Origin of the sequence: Sphingomonas sp. H160509 (assembly GCF_024124765.2) — a bacterium.
Classification (GTDB): domain Bacteria; phylum Pseudomonadota; class Alphaproteobacteria; order Sphingomonadales; family Sphingomonadaceae; genus Sphingomonas.
In genome coordinates, this window is the sequence record NZ_JAMXSR020000002.1 from 3,571,874 (window position 1) to 3,587,608 (window position 15,735).

Sequence of the window (15,735 nt, forward strand, 5' to 3'; positions counted from 1 at the left end):
CGCGGCCGCGCGCAGCACCGCGGTGTAGGGTTCGACCGGCAGATGCGACGCATGCGCAATCGGGGCTTCGAGAGCGAACCGGCCGGCCTGTGCGGCAACCGCGGACAAGGCATAGTCGGCCAGACGGACATGGATCCCGTCCTTGCGCAGCCGGCCGGCAAGCTGGTGAAACGCGATACCTTGAAGCGGCGCCCCCCGTGTCGCCGTAGGACAGGAAGGCCGCGGCACCGTCCTCGCGCCAGCCACCGAACGCGACCCCGAGCGCATGGCCTCCGCCGGTTGTGCGGACAAGCGCCGTCGGCTCGATACCAAGATCGGCGTGAAACCCGCCAAGCGCTGGCGGCACCGCTATCACCGGTGCAAAATCCCCCAGTCCATCGCCTCTCATGCCATCGTCGATCACGACGACACGATAGGCGTCACGAGGCAGGCGACGCGCGAGCGCGGCTGCGGCCATCCAGCCGCACAGGTTCGCGCCTAGGGATTGCGACGATCCGACTCATGCCGCGGCCTTGATCCGCGCGATATAGTCTTCGTGCAGGGGCATCGCTTTGGCTGCACTCGCACAGGCGGCGGCGACCTTGGCGACATGAGCGTGCGACGTCGCCATCGGCATATCCGCTATCAGCGGGTTCACGCGGTCCGGCATGATGCGCTGGCCGTAATAGACGGCAAGCCAACTCGCCGGCAGGAACATGCCCTCTCGATAGGATGCGACGATGCCCCGCTCGCGGAATTCGGCGATCTTCTCGGTCAGCGACGAGGGGCAGGGTCATGGTTCGCATGTAGCGCCAGAACGGCGTATCGTCGCGTTCCGTGGCACAGTAGTGCAGCACCAGAAAATCACGGACCCGATCATATTCGAGCGCCATCGCGCGGTTGAATTCCGCCTCATCCGCTGGGTCGAACACGCCACCCGATGGGAACAGCTCGATGAGCTTGCCGATCGCGAGCTGGATCAGGTGGATGCTGGTCGATTCGAGTGGTTCGAGAAACCCCGCGGACAGGCCGATCGCGACGCAATTCCCAACCCATTGCAGATCTCGCCGGCCCGTCCGAAAGCGCAGCATGCGCGGTTCGGCAAGCGCCTCGCCCTCCAGGTTATCCATCAACACCGCACGTGCGGTTTCCGGGTCGGCGAACCGTGTCGAGAAGACATGGCCGTTCCCCGTTCGATGCTGCAGCGGGATGCGCCATTGCCATCCTGCTTCACACGCGGTTGCCCGGGTGTACGGTGTCAATGCGCCGGTATTGGCGGTGGGAACGGCCCATGCGGCATCGCACGGCAACCAGTGCGACCAATCCTCATATTTAACCTTGAGTGCGCCATCGATCAGGAGAGCGCGAAAGCCGGAACAGTCGATGAAAAGGTCACCCGCGATCCTCCGACCATCGGCAAGGCGAACGGCATCTATACCACCCGCGCTTTGCTCGACCGCATCGACGCGTCCTTCGATCCGGAGGACGCCGCGCGCTTCGGCATAGTCGCGCAGATAGGCCGCGTAGAGCGTCGCATCGAACTGATAGGCGTAGGAATAGGTCGACCGGATCGAGCGCGGGTCCTCGAGTGGCGGCGTAAAACGATTGTCCCGTGCGGCGACGATCGGCAGCGAGCAGTCTTCCAGCGTCGGTAAGCCGTCAGCGCCACCACGCGACGCGTGGGCCCAATACTGGTGGAAAGGCAGGCCATCGATGTCGTGCCCGAAATCGCCAAAGGGATGGATGTAGCTGTCGCCGATACGGCCCCAATCGCGAAATTCGATGCCAAGCTTGAACGTCGCATTTGTACGACGAATAAAGTCGGCTTCGTCGATACCCAATCTTTGATTAAAGAATCGGATGTGAGGAACCGTCGCTTCGCCGACGCCGACTGTGCCGATCTCCTCAGACTCGATCAGGGTTACGTCGGCAAGCCGGCCGGCAAAGCTCATGGCCAATGTTGCCGCGGTCATCCAACCAGCGGTACCGCCACCAACGATCACGACTTGTATCCGGGCACCCATGGCCAATCGTCATCCTCTCTGTGTTGCATCTTGGCAACTACCCACTCATTTCCGAGCGTTCTTAACCTTTTATGTAGCTGTTACATTCGTGTGACGCTACCTCGCCAGACAGATAAAGCGCGCCAAAGAATGATAGCGCTATCTATAAAGGGGATGCAGAACGTCATGGCCACTGCGAATATCTTAGTTGCGTCGACTCGTATTGGTGCGCTGAAGGGCGGGGCATCGTTGATCGCGCTGTGCCTGGCCGCGTCGCCGCAGGTGCTGCATGCCCAGCAAGCAGATACACTTCCTTCGCAGAGCACGCCGACCCCGGCGGCGCTTGGCCGTACCGCACCTTCAGATCGGGCTGCAGCGGCGAGCGTCGACGCCTCCTCGTCCGGGCAGGCACAGCCCTCCGCAAACGCGCAGGTTCCGTCGGGTGGCGCCGTGCCGACGCAGGCCGAGCAGTCGACTGCGACCCCGCAGGACGAGGCCACCAACCAGGACATCGTGGTCACCGGCATTCGTCGCAGTCTGCAAAGCGCGCAGGCGATCAAGAAGAATTCCGAAGTCGTCGTAGATTCGATTTCGGCCGAGGATATCGGTGCACTGCCGGACCGTTCGGTCACCGAAGCATTGCAGCGCGTTCCGGGCGTGTCGATCAGCCACTTCTCGGCCGGCGTCGACCCGGATCATTTCTCGACCGAAGGGTCGGGCGTCACGGTTCGCGGCCTGAGCTATACGCGCTCGGAGATCAACGGACGCGACTCGTTCAGCGCGAACAACGGTCGCGGCTTGTCGTTTGCCGACGTGCCGTCCGAGCTTCTGGGCGGGGTCGATGTGTTCAAGAGCCCATCGGCCGACATGATCGAAGGCGGTATCGGCGGCACGGTCAATCTGCGGACGCGTCTGCCGTTCGACTCCGTCGGGTTTGCCATCGGTGGCACGCTGGAGAACAACTACGGTGACTTCGTCAAGAAGTCGGCGCCGACTGTATCGGTGCTCGCCAGCGACCGCTGGGAAACCGGCATCGGCGATTTTGGTCTGCTCGGCAGCTTCGTACGCTCGCAGGTCCGCAGCCGGGCGGACAGCGTGCAGATCTCCAATTGGGGCGAGCGTCCGGAGGGAACGAACGGCGTCTTCTATCAGCCAAGCAACATAGATCCTAACAATCCCAACTCGATCATCGCTACCCCCCGCAACGCCGACGTCGGCGGCGGTGACGGTGCCGTTCGCCCGTACCACCTATCTACCGCGCGGTGCCGCGATCAGGAGCCAGGAGTTCGATCGTACGCGCTACGGCTATTCGGCTGCCGGTCAGTGGCGGAGCCCCGACAGGTCGATGACTGCGACGGCACAATTTCTCCGCACGGACTCGCGCGAGGCCTGGACTGAAAATTCGATTGAAGTGGCGACGGACAACGTGCTGGCGGCGGGCGATACGCAGCCTTTCCCCGGTACGAGCTTTACCTTTGACGACGACAACGTCTTTACCGGCGGCCTGATCACTGGCCCCAACGGCTACCGCGCAGACCAGAGCGCGCCTGCCGATATGCGGACGCCGACGAACGGCCTGCAGAGCAACAATATCGCGCGCGGCAACGAATCGCGGTTCCGCACCAACGACGCGAGCTTCAACTTCAAATGGCAGGCGACAAGCCGGCTCGGCGTCAATGTCGACTATCAGCATGTCTGGTCGCAGGTGAAGGTAACCGACCTGACTGTGTGGGGCACGAGCTATCAGAACGCGGACATACGTCTGAATGGTAGCGATCCTGCCTATGTGAACTTCGTGCCGGTCGCCAATGGACCTAATAACTATCAAAACGCCGCGCACCCCAGCTACACGGACCCCTATAACAACTTCTACCGTGCTGCGATGGATCACATCGAGGACAGCAAGGGTAATGAGGATTCGGCGCGTATCGACCTGGATTACTCGTTTCCTGAGGACAGCTGGCTAACCTCGATCCGGGGTGGCTATCGATTCTCCGACCGTCAAAACGATGCGCGATCGACGGCGTACAACTGGGGCGTGCTCAGCGAAATCTGGGGCGGCGGTACCGTCCCGGCGCCGACCGCTGCCGATCCTGCCGCGACGGCATCGGTCGGTCCGGGCGGCCCGGTCTGGTTTGATCGGCCGATCGATGGCAATCCGGCGACCCGCGACGCCGGCCAACTCGGCCCGCAGCAAGCGTTCCTCTACGACAACTTCTTTCGGGGTCAGGCGAACGACGCCTCCAATGGCGGGCGCGTGTTCGTACCGGGAGGTTTCCTCCAGGATTACGGCGCAGCGACCCAGGCGATCACGCAGATTGCCCAGGAATGGCGGACTTTCACGAGCAATCTGTCGGGTGCCAATGGCTGGGTCCCGCTGGCTGGGCGGGCTGGCGCAGTCGCCGGAACGCCGTTCCTGCCCGGCGAGATCAACCCGGTCAGCGAGCGCAACAATGCGGCGTATCTTTCCGTGCGATTCGGCAATGACCTGTCGAACGGGTGGAACCTGAGTGGCAATGTCGGCGTGCGCTACACGAAGACACGCCGTATCTCGTCCGGCTTCTACTCGTTCCCGCAACAGTCCTTCAGCTGTCCGACCTTGACGCCGGAGCAGATCGCAACCGGTGCGACGGTATCGCGTTTTTTGCGCCTTGCCCGGCGCCACACAAGCGGCCGCGGCCGCATTTCAGAACGGTGCGTTGTCGCCAATCGCCGCCAAGCTGAGCTATGACTATTTTCTGCCAAGCTTCAACGTCAAGCTGGCGGTCGGCAGTGGCCTTCAGTTCCGTGCGGCCTTCACCAAGAGCGTCGCGCCACCGAACTTCGACCAGACCCGGGCGTTCTACAATGTCGGCCTCAACACAAGCGACCAGAATATTCTTTTCAACGGCGGGCCGATAGCGAACTTTACCGTGGGCAATCCGTATCTAAAACCCGTGCGTGCTGACAATTACGATCTGACCGCCGAATGGTATTTCTCGAACGTTGGCCAGCTGACGCTGTCGCTGTTCAAGAAGAATCTGTTTGGCGTGCAGACCAACAGTTTGCAGCGTCAGACCTTCACAAACAACGGTGTAAGCTTCGACGGTATCGTGACAACGCCGCTCAACTCCACCGATACCGGTCGCTTGAAGGGACTTGAACTCGGGTACCAGCAGACGTACGACTTCCTGCCCGGGTTTCTGGCCGGGTTCGGCTTCTCCGGAAACTTTACGTACATCGAATCGTCCGGCGTGCCACAGCAGACCCTCGACCCGAACGATCCGAACGTTACCGCGGGCATAATCTCCAACATTGATACCGCCGGTCTGCCGTTGCAAGGTCTGTCGAAATACCAAGTCAACGCCGGGCCGTTCTATCAGCGCAATGGATTGGAAATACGCGCCGCCTATAATTGGCGTTCGAGGAATTTGCTCACCATTCGTGACGTGATCGTGCCGAACTCACCGGTGTTCGCAGAAGCCTATGGTCAGGTCGATGCCTCGATCTTCTACTCGGTGACACCCTCGGTGCGGATGGGCTTCCAGGGCGTGAACCTGACGAACTCGATCACGCGGACGTCGTACGTGATCAACGACGACCTGCTGACGCGGCCGCGCAACTGGTTCATCAACGATCGCCGCTTCACCTTCTCGATCCGCGTCGCGATCAAGTAAGGCGAGAAACCGGCCGACTATCTGGTGGGCCTGATATACTCCCTTGGGGCGTCCCGGTCATACGGGGCGTCCCTCGTTGCGTCAGCGGCGGAGCGCAAAGCAACTCGATAGGCGTACTCCGCACTTGCGTCACATTCCGCAACGGCTCACGGCGCCGACAAGGAATAACCCCCACGCGGAGAATCCTAATGACCGAGACCGCCGATTACACGCCGCCGAAGATCTGGACTTGGAACAAGGAGAGCGGGGGCAGGTTCGCCAGCATCAACCGCCCGATCGCCGGCGCCACGCACGACAAGGAGCTGCCGGTGGGTAAGCATCTGCTGCAGCTCTATTCGCTGGCGACGCCCAACGGGGTGAAGGTGACGGTGATGCTCGAGGAGCTTCTCGCTGCTGGTCATACGGGTGCCGAATATGACGCCTGGCTCATCAAGATCATGGACGGCGACCAGTTCGGCAGCGGCTTCGTCGAGGCCAACCCGAACTCGAAAATTCCGGCACTCGTCGATCGCAGTGGTGAAAGCCCGATCCGGGTCTTCGAGTCTGGCTCGATCCTGGTCTATCTCGCCGAGAAATTCGGTGCGTTCCTGCCCACCGAAGTCGCCAAGCGCGCCGAGGTGCTTTCGTGGCTGTTCTGGCAGATGGGGGCGGGGCCGATGCTCGGCGGCGGGTTCGGGCATTTCTACGCGTACGCGCCGGTAAAGATCGAATATGCGATCGACCGATTCGCGATGGAGGTGAAGCGGCAGCTCGACGTTCTCGACCGGCGCCTGGGCCAAAGCGAGTATCTTGGCGGCGACGAGTATTCGATCGCCGACATGGCGGTATGGCCCCTGGTACGGTGCTCTGGTGAAGGGGCTGGTCTATGAGGCCGCGGAGTTCCTTCAGGTCAACGACTACAAGAACGTCCTACGCTGGACTGATCTGATCGCCGCACGGCCTGCAGTGGCGCGTGGGCGGATGGTCAACCGCGTGATGGGTGATCCTTCCAGTCAGCTCCCCGAGCGCCATGACGCAGGCGATTTTGATACGCGGACGCAGGACAAGCTCGACGCCGCAGCGGCTGACAACGCGGCGAGGTAACGCTTCCTCAGAGGCGCTGAGCGGTCGATACGAGGTCACCGCCTTTGAGACGCACTCAGCTCGACCCGAATCGATGCCTCCCCAGGCATCGATTCGGGTCGGTTTGCTTAGCCGTCTGCCGTGCCCTGAACGACGTGCCGCGCGGGTCGGACGTCGCCCTCGATCGCCGCGGCGGTGTAGCGTTCGATGATGGCGCGCAGGCGGCCGGTCTGGATTGTTCAGCGGTGAGATGCAGGCCATCGATCGATCGGTTTCCCCACTCGACACGAAAACGTTTCGTGTTGAAATGCGCGTCGACAAGTATCGACGGGAAAGGGCGAAACCCTGATGCTCGCGCGAAAAATGAATGTCGCTGATCGCTTCCGTCACGAAGCGGAAGCTGGTGACCCCTACGAGAATCGAACTCGTGCTTACGCCGTGAGAGGGGCGTCGTCCTAACCGCTAGACGAAGGGGCCGTTAGCAGAAGCGGGCGTCTACGGAATGGGGTGGCAGGCGTCAAGACAGTTGCCGAACATTCTTGAACGCCCGCAGCATTTTCTTCAGGCGGCGACCTTCTTCCGCTCGGCCATTTCCTCATTGAGCATCTCGGCCAGCAGGAAGGCGAGCTCGAGGCTCTGGCTGGCGTTGAGGCGCGGGTCGCAGTGCGTGTGGTAGCGATCGGCGAGGCTCTGCTCGGTCACGTCGACCGCGCCGCCGGTGCACTCGGTCACGTTCTGCCCGGTCATCTCGGCGTGGATGCCGCCGGCGTGCGTACCTTCCGCGCGGTGTACCGCGAAGAAGCCGCGGACTTCGGCGAGGATGCGGTCGAACGGCCGCGTCTTGTAGCCGTTGGCGGCCTTGACGACGTTGCCGTGCATCGGGTCGCAGCTCCAGACAACCGGATGGCCCTCGCGCGTGACGGCACGGACCAGGCGGGGCAGGTTTGCCTCGATCTTGTCATACCCATAGCGCGTGATCAGCGTCATCCGGCCGGGGATGCGGCCGGGGTTGAGCGTGTCGAGCATCCGCAGCAGCGCGTCGGGCTCCAGGCTCGGGCCGCACTTGATGCCGATCGGGTTGCCGATGCCGCGGAGGTATTCGACATGCGAAGACCCCTCGAAGCGCGTGCGATCGCCGATCCACAGGAAGTGCGCGCTGGTGTCGTACCAGTCGCCGGTCAACGAATCCTGCCGCGTCAATGCCTGCTCGTACTGGAGCAGCAACGCCTCGTGGCTGGTGTAGAAATGGGTCTGCGCGAGCTGCGGCACGGTCTCGGGATCGATGCCGCATGCGGCCATGAACTCGAGCGCCTCGCCGATCCGGTCCGCGGTCTCAGCGTATTTCTTCGACCAGGGGCTGCGGCCCATGAAGTCGTGCGTCCAGCGGTGGACCTGATGCAGGTTCGCGTAGCCGCCTTGCGCAAAGGCGCGGAGCAGGTTGAGCGTGGCGGCCGACTGCGAATAGGCGCGGATCATCCTCTGGGGATCGGGCGCGCGCGATTCCGCGGTGAAGGCGATGTCGTTGACGTTGTCGCCGCGGTACGAGGGCAGCTCTACGCCGCCGATCGTCTCGGTATCGGTCGAGCGCGGCTTGGCGAACTGGCCAGCCATGCGACCGAGCTTCACCACTGGGAGCTTCGACGCGAACGTCAGGACGACCGCCATCTGCAGAATGACGCGAAACGTGTCGCGGATGTTGTTCGCGCTATGCTCGGCAAAGGACTCGGCGCAGTCGCCGCCCTGGAGCAGGAACGCCTTGCCGGCTGCGACTTCGGCGAGCGACGCGGTCAGGTTGCGCGCTTCGCCGGCGAAGACGAGCGGCGGGAACGAGGCCAGCTGATCGGTCGCGGCAGTCAGCGCTGCGGCGTCGGGATAGGTGGGGAGCTGCCGTGCTTCGTGACGCGTCCAGCTGTCGGGGGCCCAGTTCGCGGCCATATCATGTCGTCCGATTGGTGAATTGTGACGATGGCAATGCGCGAAAACGCCTTTTTTGCGCAACGAAGTAAAGCTTGGCCGGCAGTGGCGGAACGCTGCACAGGTCAGTTCAACCGGATGTGGTGGCTAAATCCATTCATCCCGGATTAAAAAATATATGGCGTCTTCGCTGTCCAATCGGCATGGTCCCAACATGGACATGCCAATGCGTATCATCATCGCACTTTCGATTATCGGCGGGGGCATCTTGGTCGGCGTACCGATCCTGATCATGTACTCACGCCGTCGTCGCGCCGACAAACTTCGTCGCCGCGGAATCAAGAGCTACAATCGCAGCCCCCGCCCGGCCACGACCCAAACCGGTCAGTAACCCGCGTCGAGATCGGCGACGTTCTTCATCGGGCGACCGGCGAGGAACGCCGCGAGGTTGTCGAGGAACAGCGTCGCCCCGCGAGCGAACATCGTCGTCTGGCTACGGCCCGACAGGTGCATCGTGACGATCGCGTTAGGCGTCGACCAAAGCGGATGGTCCGCGGGCAGGGGCTCCGGGCTGGTCGGGTCGAGCACGGCCCCGGCAATCGAACCATGAGTCAGTGCCGCGATCAGCGCATCGTCGTCGATCATGTCGCCGCGCGCGATGTTGATCAGCCAGGCGGACGGCTTCATTCTTTGTAACTCTTTGCGGCCAATCATCGCGTGCGTCGCGTCGGTCGAGGGCGCGGCGAGGATCACCCAGTCGAACGCGTCGAGCCGATCGCGCCAAGCGTCGGGGGTGATCGTGCCATCGCGGCCGGTGCGCGTTACGCCGGTGACCTCGACCCCGAACGCGGTCAATCGGTCGCCGATCATCTTGCCGATCGTGCCATAGCCAATGACAAGTGCCTGAGTTCCGGCGAGTTCGATCTTGCCGGGCGCGTCCTTCAGCCACTCATGACGGTCCTGCGCGCGGACGACAGTATCGAAGCGCTTGGCGGCCACGAGCATTGCCATCACCGCATATTCAGCGACCGCGACGGCGTTGATGCCGGCACCATTGGTCAAAGTGACGCCGTTCTCCCGCAGGGTGTCGAGGGGGAACGCGTCGAGCCCGGCATAGATCGTCGAGACCCATTTGAGGTTCGGCCCGGCATGGCGGATCGCGTCGGCCACGAGTTCGGTCGGCTGCATGTCCACCCAGGCGATGTCTGCGTCTGCGATCATCGCGTTGGCTTCGTCCGGCTTGGCGAACCAGGCGACGTCTAGGTCCGCGGGCAGTTGCGGTTCGAGGAGCGGGCGGGCGGCGGCTGGGAGGACGGCTTTCATCCGGAGAACATCGGCGTACCGCGAGGCATGTCAAGTTGCGCCGGGCTCAGCGACGGATCGGCCCCGCGTTCCCCTGCAGTAACACGCTGCCACAATGGTCTCGCCATCCCCGCGCAGGCGGGGATCCATATGCTCAAAGGCTCGCGATCTAACCGTGAGGCTTGCCAGTATGGGTTCCCGCCTCCGCGGCAATGACGATTGGAATTTCCCTGTGGCCTTAGTTCTTGGACCTACCCGGCGTGCTCAAACCGAGGCGATCTTCCAGTCCCAGCCTAGCGAGTCGCCATCCATCACCTCGACACCCGCTGCGGCGAGTTCGTCGCGGATCGCATCCGATCGCCCGAAGTCCTTCGCAGCGCGCGCATCGCGGCGATCCGCCAGCCGTGCGGCGATCGCATCCTCGTCGATCGTCGCCGTGACCGGCCGGATCCGCAGGTCCTCGCGGCTGATCGTCGCCAGGTCCAGCCCCAGTACCGCGTCGAAATCGTCCAGCGCAGCGACACGGTCCGCAGGCGCGACCCGCTTGTCCGCGAGAAGTTCGTCGAGAATCGGCGGCGCGCGCGGCGTGGCGAGATCGTCCGAGACCGCCTCCTCCAGCCGGTCGGCATAGGCATGCGCGCTACCCGACGGGCCTCCGGGCTCGCGGGCGCGCAACGTCTCGACCGCCTGCACCATGCGCTTCAGGCGGATCGCCGCCGCCGCTAGATTTTCCCACGAAAATTCCAGTTCGCTCCGATAATGCGCCTGGAGGCACATCAGACGGTAGGCGAGGGGGTGGAAGCCGCGGTCGACGATCGTCTGCATCGTCGTGAACTGGCCGGTCGACTTCGACATCTTGCCCGCACGCTCGACGAGGAAGTTGTTGTGCATCCAGACGCTCGCGCCGGTATCCGCGCAATCACAATGCGCCTGGTTCTGCGCAATCTCGTTGGGGTGGTGGATCTCGCGGTGGTCGATCCCGCCGGTGTGGATGTCGAAATGCGCGCCGAGATAATGCTTGCTCATCACCGAGCATTCGAGATGCCAGCCGGGCGCCCCGCGACCCCAGGGCGAATCCCATTCCATCTGGCGGTTTTCGCCGGGCGCAGAGGTCCGCCAGATCGCGAAGTCCTGCGGGTTGCGCTTGCCGGCGACCGGCTCGATCCGGCTTTCTATATCGTCGTTGCCGGCTCGTGCGAGGCGGCCATAGTCCGGGACGGTCGCCACATCGAAGTACAGCCCACTGTCGAGTGTGTAGCAGTGCTTCGGCGCGATCTGTTCGGCGAACGCGATCATCTCGGCGATATGATCCGTCGCGACGGCCCAACGCGCCGGCGGCACGATGTTGAGGCGCGCGACATCGCGTTTGAACACGTCGGTATAATAGGCCGCGATCTCCCAGATCGAGCGCCCTTGCGCGGCGGCGGCCTTCTCCATCTTGTCGTCACCGACATCGGCGTCGGAGGTCAGGTGGCCGACATCGGTGATGTTGATGATGTGGGTCGTCGGCCACCCCCTTCCACCGCAACACGCGACCCAGCGTATCCGCGAACAGGAACGCGCGCATGTTGCCGATATGCTGGTAGTTATAGACGGTCGGCCCGCAGGTGTAGAGCCCGACATCGGTCGGATTGATCGGCTGAAAGGTCTCGAGCTGGCGCGAGAGGCTGTTATACAGTGTCAGGGGGATGCGGGTCATGGCCTGCTCTTAGCGCTGCATGCGCCCTCCCGCAAAGGCGCTGACATGCCAGGCAGACCCGCCGGAATACGCGGTTTGGCTTGAAACGACGGCGCTCCGCTGATAGGGGGCCCAGTTCATGCGGCGCGGACCTGTTCGCGACGGCAAAAATCTATTCGTCCGGAGCTTATCGGGTTTATGCAGATCATCGTACGCGACAACAACGTCGACCAGGCCCTTCGCGCGCTTAAGAAGAAGCTGCAGCGCGAGGGCGTGTATCGCGAGATGAAGCTGCGCCGGCATTACGAAAAGCCGTCCGAGAAGCGCGCACGCGAGCGTGCAGCAGCGATCCGTCGTTCGCGCAAGCTCGACCGTAAGCGCGCAGAGCGCGACGGCGCACGCTAAGATTTTGTCGGCCGTACCCGGCGAGCGGGTGGGTCGATAGTTCGGGGTGTCGTGATCGGCACCCCAATTGCTTTCCAACGGCACGCGCGGCGCTCCGGCGTGACCAGATGACCGGGGCCTGATCCGATGTCGACCGTCACCGCAGTGCCGCTGCAGCCAACCAAGCGCAGCTACCTCGTCTATCTATGGGTCGGTATCGCGCTCGCGCTGATCGCCGCGGTTGCACTCGCGCGTCAGGGTGATGATCCCCTGGCCCGCAATGCGCGCGCGCGGGGCGTGGTCGTTACCGCATCCGGCCTGCAGTATAAGGTGATCGCGCCCGGCAAGCCCGGTGCGGCCAAGCCGACCGACGCCGACGTCGCGCTGGTGAATTACGAGGGCAAGCTGCTCAACGGCACGACCTTCGACAAGTCGCAGCAGCCGACGCCGATGCCCGTCACCGGCGTGGTCCCCGGTTTCTCCGAGGCGCTGAAGCTGATGCCGAAGGGGTCGAAGTACCGCTTCTGGATGAAGCCGGCGCTTGGCTATGGCGACAAGGCTAACGGTCCGATCCCGGCGAATTCGACGCTGGTGTTCGACGTCGAGTTGCTCGACTTCCTGCCACAGAGCGTGGTCCAGCAGATGCAGGCGCAGGCGCAGATGGGTCGCGGCGCTCCTGGTGGCATGCCAGGCGGTGCGCCGGGCGGCATGCCCGGTGGCACGCAGACGCCGCCGTCTCAGTAAGTGATGGTGGGGGTATGGGTCTGAACTCGTACCGCGCCATGATATTGGCTTTGCAACGCGTCTCGCTTCATTGCGAGGCGCGTTTTGCGTTGAGGCGATGCGTCGCGCTAATTATGCGTGAACTTGCTCGGTCGGCCAGCGGCGCAAGCCGTCTGCCGATAAGAAGGCTGGCCTGATTCCGTAGAGGATCGGCCGCCCTAGGGGTGCGAGGCTTCCGCAGGGGAGGGTGGCGCAGAGGGACTCGGGCTAACCTGCCCGGCAATCGCGTGCTGCAAGGTCGGTGAGTTCAGCCGTCCTTCGGATGACTAGCGCGGCGATACCCTATTGCAGGTATTGTTTCGGCGCCCGGCGCTAAAGCCGATGCCATCTCATGCTCAGCCATTCTGAGAAAGCGCGGATTTTAGTCCACTTTGCACGGAATGGCGCAGCCGCAGCCTACCGGACGTCTTTGGCCATCGACGGTATCGAGCTGACCGGAAGCTGAGTTGTGCACATGACACGGCAGCACATTGTGCTTCGGCACGCGTTGGCCCGCCTGTACTCAGAACGGCAGGCAAAAAAATAGCGGCCCGAAGACCGCTATTTCTCGAACTAAAGTCGTAAGACTTAGTTGCTGTCCGAATCGTCGTCGTTGTCTGCAACGATAACGATACCGGCGATAACTGCAGCAGCTGCGAGAACCGCAACGATGATGCCGCCGCCAGCGAGCTCGTTCTTGTCAGCCGAAACCGAACCCGAACGGACCGAATGTGCAACCGACAGATTTGCCGGTGCTGCCATGGCCGGAGCAACTGCCATCGTGGCTGCTGCTGCGGTCAGGAGATACTTCCCAAGACGCATGATGAACTCCCTTTGTGCTCGTCGCGGCAGGCAATGGCATATAACCTTACCCAACGCAACTAAGGCCCTTTGTAACAACGCGAAGAGGGATCGCACTGTTGCGGCAGTGCAACACACACTTCCGCTGTTTCTCTATAGCGGAGGCGCGCCACGAAGAAAGCGTTCGCGTGCAAACCGCATGATATTCGCGGTGAGACGCGTCAGTTCGTCTTTGGCCCTATGGTGGTGCCGGTCTGGAGCGTCCAGGTTTCCGCGCCTTCCATCCCCAGTGCAGTGAGGCGACCCGAAGCGTAGGCGCCCGTGTCGATGCCGATTCGGTGCCCGCGTCGTTCGATTTCGTCGGTCATGGTGTGGCCATGGACGATCGTCTTTTCCAACGTCGAGCGATGATCGAGGAAGGGATCGCGAATCCACCGCAGGTCGGAGGTGCGCTGTAGATCGAGCGGCGTGTCAGGGCGTACGCCGGCGTGGACGAACGCGTAGTCGCCGATCACGATCATGTCGTCGAACTTGCGCAAGAACTCGCGGTGTTCGTCTGGAACGAGTGTTTCGAGGCGTTGCACCAGCTCTTCATAGTCGAGCCGCTCATATTCCGCGGCTTCCATGCCGTAGCTCAGCACGGTCTCGCGCCCGCCGATGCGGCAGAACAACCGGAGTGCCTTGGGTTCGCCGTCGAGCGCACCGAGGAAGATCTCTTCGTGATTACCGAGCAGGAAGCGGATGTCGGGGTGGTCGGGGCGGGCATGGGCAAGCCCGCGCAACCGATCGATCACTGCCGCGGAGGCGGGGCCCCGGTCGACGATATCGCCGAGGAATATCAAGGTCGTTTCCGCTGCACCGCGGTCGCGTTCGTCCGCCTCGATCAACCCAATCAGTTCGTCGAGCAGGTCGGCGCGGCCGTGAATGTCGCCGACGGCATAAACGCGGCGACCGGGAGGAACCTGCGGTTGAGTCGGCTTGGCAACGCTACGGGACTTGAAAAGCTTTGAAATCATGCTGCAATCGATGTGGGGAGGAAGATGTACGGGACCTGATCGAACGCGTCACTCGATCGCGCGGGCGCATGCGATCGCATAGGATGTTCCTGCAGGCGTCGCAACGGATCGCCGCGACGGGGTGCAACGCATCGCCGCGATAGGGCGCGCTAGGCTTGCGGTCGTGCAGCATGACGCGCAGGCGCACGACAGCTATGGGAACGCCATGTCGATGATCTCCCGCTTCGCTCCGTTCCTGATGCTCACGGCCGCCACGCCCACGGCTTTGCCTGCCGCACCGATGCCCGTAGCGGATGCGGCGCCGACGGCTGCGTTCTTCGACACGTTGCGCGCTGCCGACCTCCGGCTGGCGACGATCGCCTACCGGCTGACTACTGGCAATGCGGCGTTGTGTGACCGCCTCCAGCCACAGATCGGCATGCCGATCCATGCGCTGACGCAATATGGCCCCGGCGCGCGCAAGGCCGCAGCGGCCACCTTCGGGTTCGAATCGACGATCGGTGTCGAGGCGGTCGTCGCCGGCGGTCCAGCTGACCGCGCCGGGGTTCGCCCCAACGATTCGATCGTCGCGATCGACGATCGGCAGCAACCCGGCCTGCCGTCCACCGACGCGCCCGAAAGCGCGGCGGCACGCGATGCGGCGGAAGCGGTCATCACCGAGGCGCCGGTCGGAAAGCCGTTGCGACTGACGGTGCTGCGCGATGGCAAGCGCCTGCCGGTCACGATCACCCCGGTGACCGGATGCCGGTCGCGGTTCGAGATCCTGCTGGGCAGTGGCCTCGATGCCAGCGCGGACGGGGCGATCGTGCAACTCGGTGAGCGGTTCTTCGAAGGCTATACCGACGAGGAGATCGCCGTCGTCGTCGCGCATGAACTCTCGCACAACATCCTGCGTCATCGTGCGCGGCTCGATGCGGCGAAGATCAATCGCGGCCTGCTCGCGGAACTCGGTCGCAACGGCCGCCTGATCCGCGAGACCGAAGATCAGGCGGATCTGCTCGGCATTTATCTGCTCGCGAACGCCGGTTACGATCCGATGTCGGCACCGAAATTCTGGCGGAGCAAGGGTGGCGCGATCGACGGGGGGCTGTTCCGCAGCCGCACGCACGCCTCTTCCAAGGCTCGCGCCGAAGCGCTGGAAGCCGCCGCGCGCGCGACATCGCGGCGACCCCGACGCG

Annotated in this window: 11 protein-coding genes, 1 tRNA gene and 4 pseudogenes; 8 read left to right on the forward strand and 8 right to left on the reverse strand. The window is 63.2% G+C overall.

The window, feature by feature from the left end; translation table 11 throughout:
- Position 1 precedes the first annotated feature (1 nt).
- Positions 2-457 (reverse strand): annotated as a pseudogene (locus NHF48_RS26190) (tryptophan 7-halogenase); the annotation flags it as partial.
- Entirely contained in the window at positions 420-2,003 is a 1,584-nt protein-coding gene (locus NHF48_RS19390; protein WP_446741180.1) for a tryptophan halogenase family protein, read from the reverse strand. The gene NHF48_RS19390 and the pseudogene NHF48_RS26190, both read right to left, overlap by 38 nt.
- A gap of 165 nt (positions 2,004-2,168) precedes the next feature.
- On the opposite strand from NHF48_RS19390, the gene NHF48_RS19395 reads away from it, so the two are divergent.
- From NHF48_RS19395 to yghU, 4 genes and pseudogenes are all read left to right on the forward strand, one after another.
- Entirely contained in the window at positions 2,169-3,380 is a 1,212-nt protein-coding gene (locus NHF48_RS19395) for a TonB-dependent receptor plug domain-containing protein (protein ID WP_253072015.1), read from the forward strand.
- A gap of 13 nt (positions 3,381-3,393) precedes the next feature.
- Positions 3,394-4,713: a hypothetical protein gene (locus NHF48_RS19400; RefSeq protein ID WP_253072016.1), complete on the forward strand. Its 1,320-nt coding sequence runs from the start codon at positions 3,394-3,396 to the stop codon at positions 4,711-4,713.
- On the forward strand, positions 4,682-5,638 hold the full coding sequence (locus tag NHF48_RS19405; RefSeq protein WP_253072017.1) for a TonB-dependent receptor domain-containing protein: 957 nt from the start codon (positions 4,682-4,684) through the stop codon (positions 5,636-5,638). Before NHF48_RS19400 ends, NHF48_RS19405 begins: the two co-directional genes overlap by 32 nt.
- A gap of 188 nt (positions 5,639-5,826) precedes the next feature.
- A pseudogene (gene yghU / locus NHF48_RS19410) lies at positions 5,827-6,721 on the forward strand (glutathione-dependent disulfide-bond oxidoreductase).
- Positions 6,722-7,101: 380 nt separating this feature from the next.
- Here the strand turns inward: yghU and NHF48_RS19415 are convergent.
- A tRNA-Glu gene (locus tag NHF48_RS19415) sits at positions 7,102-7,177 on the reverse strand.
- A gap of 84 nt (positions 7,178-7,261) precedes the next feature.
- Positions 7,262-8,635 (reverse strand): class II 3-deoxy-7-phosphoheptulonate synthase, encoded by a 1,374-nt coding sequence (locus tag NHF48_RS19420; RefSeq protein WP_253072018.1) that lies wholly within the window; start codon positions 8,633-8,635, stop codon positions 7,262-7,264.
- 205 nt (positions 8,636-8,840) lie between these two features.
- Here NHF48_RS19420 and NHF48_RS19425 point away from each other — a divergent pair, with 205 nt between their 5' ends.
- Positions 8,841-9,005 carry a hypothetical protein gene (locus NHF48_RS19425; RefSeq protein WP_162236723.1) on the forward strand — a complete coding sequence of 55 codons (165 nt, stop codon included), beginning with the start codon at positions 8,841-8,843 and terminating at the stop codon, positions 9,003-9,005.
- Here the strand turns inward: NHF48_RS19425 and NHF48_RS19430 are convergent.
- Together NHF48_RS19430 and cysS are read right to left on the reverse strand one after the other, a co-directional pair.
- Complete coding sequence (locus NHF48_RS19430) at positions 8,999-9,937, reverse strand: D-2-hydroxyacid dehydrogenase (RefSeq protein WP_253072019.1); 939 nt, start codon at positions 9,935-9,937, stop codon at positions 8,999-9,001. The two genes, NHF48_RS19425 and NHF48_RS19430, sit on opposite strands and share 7 nt — an antisense overlap.
- Before the next feature lie 243 nt (positions 9,938-10,180).
- Positions 10,181-11,615: pseudogene (gene cysS / locus NHF48_RS19435) on the reverse strand (cysteine--tRNA ligase).
- Between the two features lie 177 nt (positions 11,616-11,792).
- Between cysS and rpsU the strand changes: the two are divergent.
- Positions 11,793-11,999 carry a 30S ribosomal protein S21 gene (gene rpsU, locus NHF48_RS19440; RefSeq protein ID WP_055878578.1) on the forward strand — a complete coding sequence of 69 codons (207 nt, stop codon included), beginning with the start codon at positions 11,793-11,795 and terminating at the stop codon, positions 11,997-11,999.
- Between the two features lie 126 nt (positions 12,000-12,125).
- Positions 12,126-12,722 (forward strand): FKBP-type peptidyl-prolyl cis-trans isomerase, encoded by a 597-nt coding sequence (locus NHF48_RS19445; RefSeq protein WP_056486570.1) that lies wholly within the window; start codon positions 12,126-12,128, stop codon positions 12,720-12,722.
- Positions 12,723-13,328: 606 nt separating this feature from the next.
- Here NHF48_RS19445 and NHF48_RS19450 read toward each other — a convergent pair.
- Positions 13,329-13,562 (reverse strand): hypothetical protein, encoded by a 234-nt coding sequence (locus NHF48_RS19450; protein WP_176501462.1) that lies wholly within the window; start codon positions 13,560-13,562, stop codon positions 13,329-13,331.
- 200 nt (positions 13,563-13,762) lie between these two features.
- Complete coding sequence (locus NHF48_RS19455; RefSeq protein ID WP_253072020.1) at positions 13,763-14,557, reverse strand: metallophosphoesterase family protein; 795 nt, start codon at positions 14,555-14,557, stop codon at positions 13,763-13,765.
- Positions 14,558-14,975: 418 nt separating this feature from the next.
- On the opposite strand from NHF48_RS19455, the pseudogene NHF48_RS25410 reads away from it, so the two are divergent.
- Positions 14,976-15,689: pseudogene (locus tag NHF48_RS25410) on the forward strand (PDZ domain-containing protein); the annotation flags it as partial.
- Positions 15,690-15,735: the final 46 nt, after the last annotated feature.

Bases quoted from the DNA above. Each gene is read 5' to 3' on its own strand.
- NHF48_RS19390 (WP_446741180.1), bottom strand. From the start codon at position 2,003: ATGGGTGCCCGGATACAAGTCGTGATCGTTGGTGGCGGTACCGCTGGT.
- NHF48_RS19395 (WP_253072015.1), top strand. From the start codon at position 2,169: ATGGCCACTGCGAATATCTTAGTTGCGTCGACTCGTATTGGTGCGCTG.
- NHF48_RS19420 (WP_253072018.1), bottom strand. From the start codon at position 8,635: ATGGCCGCGAACTGGGCCCCCGACAGCTGGACGCGTCACGAAGCACGG.
- NHF48_RS19425 (WP_162236723.1), top strand. From the start codon at position 8,841: ATGCGTATCATCATCGCACTTTCGATTATCGGCGGGGGCATCTTGGTC.
- NHF48_RS19430 (WP_253072019.1), bottom strand. From the start codon at position 9,937: ATGAAAGCCGTCCTCCCAGCCGCCGCCCGCCCGCTCCTCGAACCGCAA.
- rpsU (WP_055878578.1), top strand. From the start codon at position 11,793: ATGCAGATCATCGTACGCGACAACAACGTCGACCAGGCCCTTCGCGCG.
- NHF48_RS19445 (WP_056486570.1), top strand. From the start codon at position 12,126: ATGTCGACCGTCACCGCAGTGCCGCTGCAGCCAACCAAGCGCAGCTAC.
- NHF48_RS19450 (WP_176501462.1), bottom strand. From the start codon at position 13,562: ATGCGTCTTGGGAAGTATCTCCTGACCGCAGCAGCAGCCACGATGGCA.
- NHF48_RS19455 (WP_253072020.1), bottom strand. From the start codon at position 14,557: ATGATTTCAAAGCTTTTCAAGTCCCGTAGCGTTGCCAAGCCGACTCAA.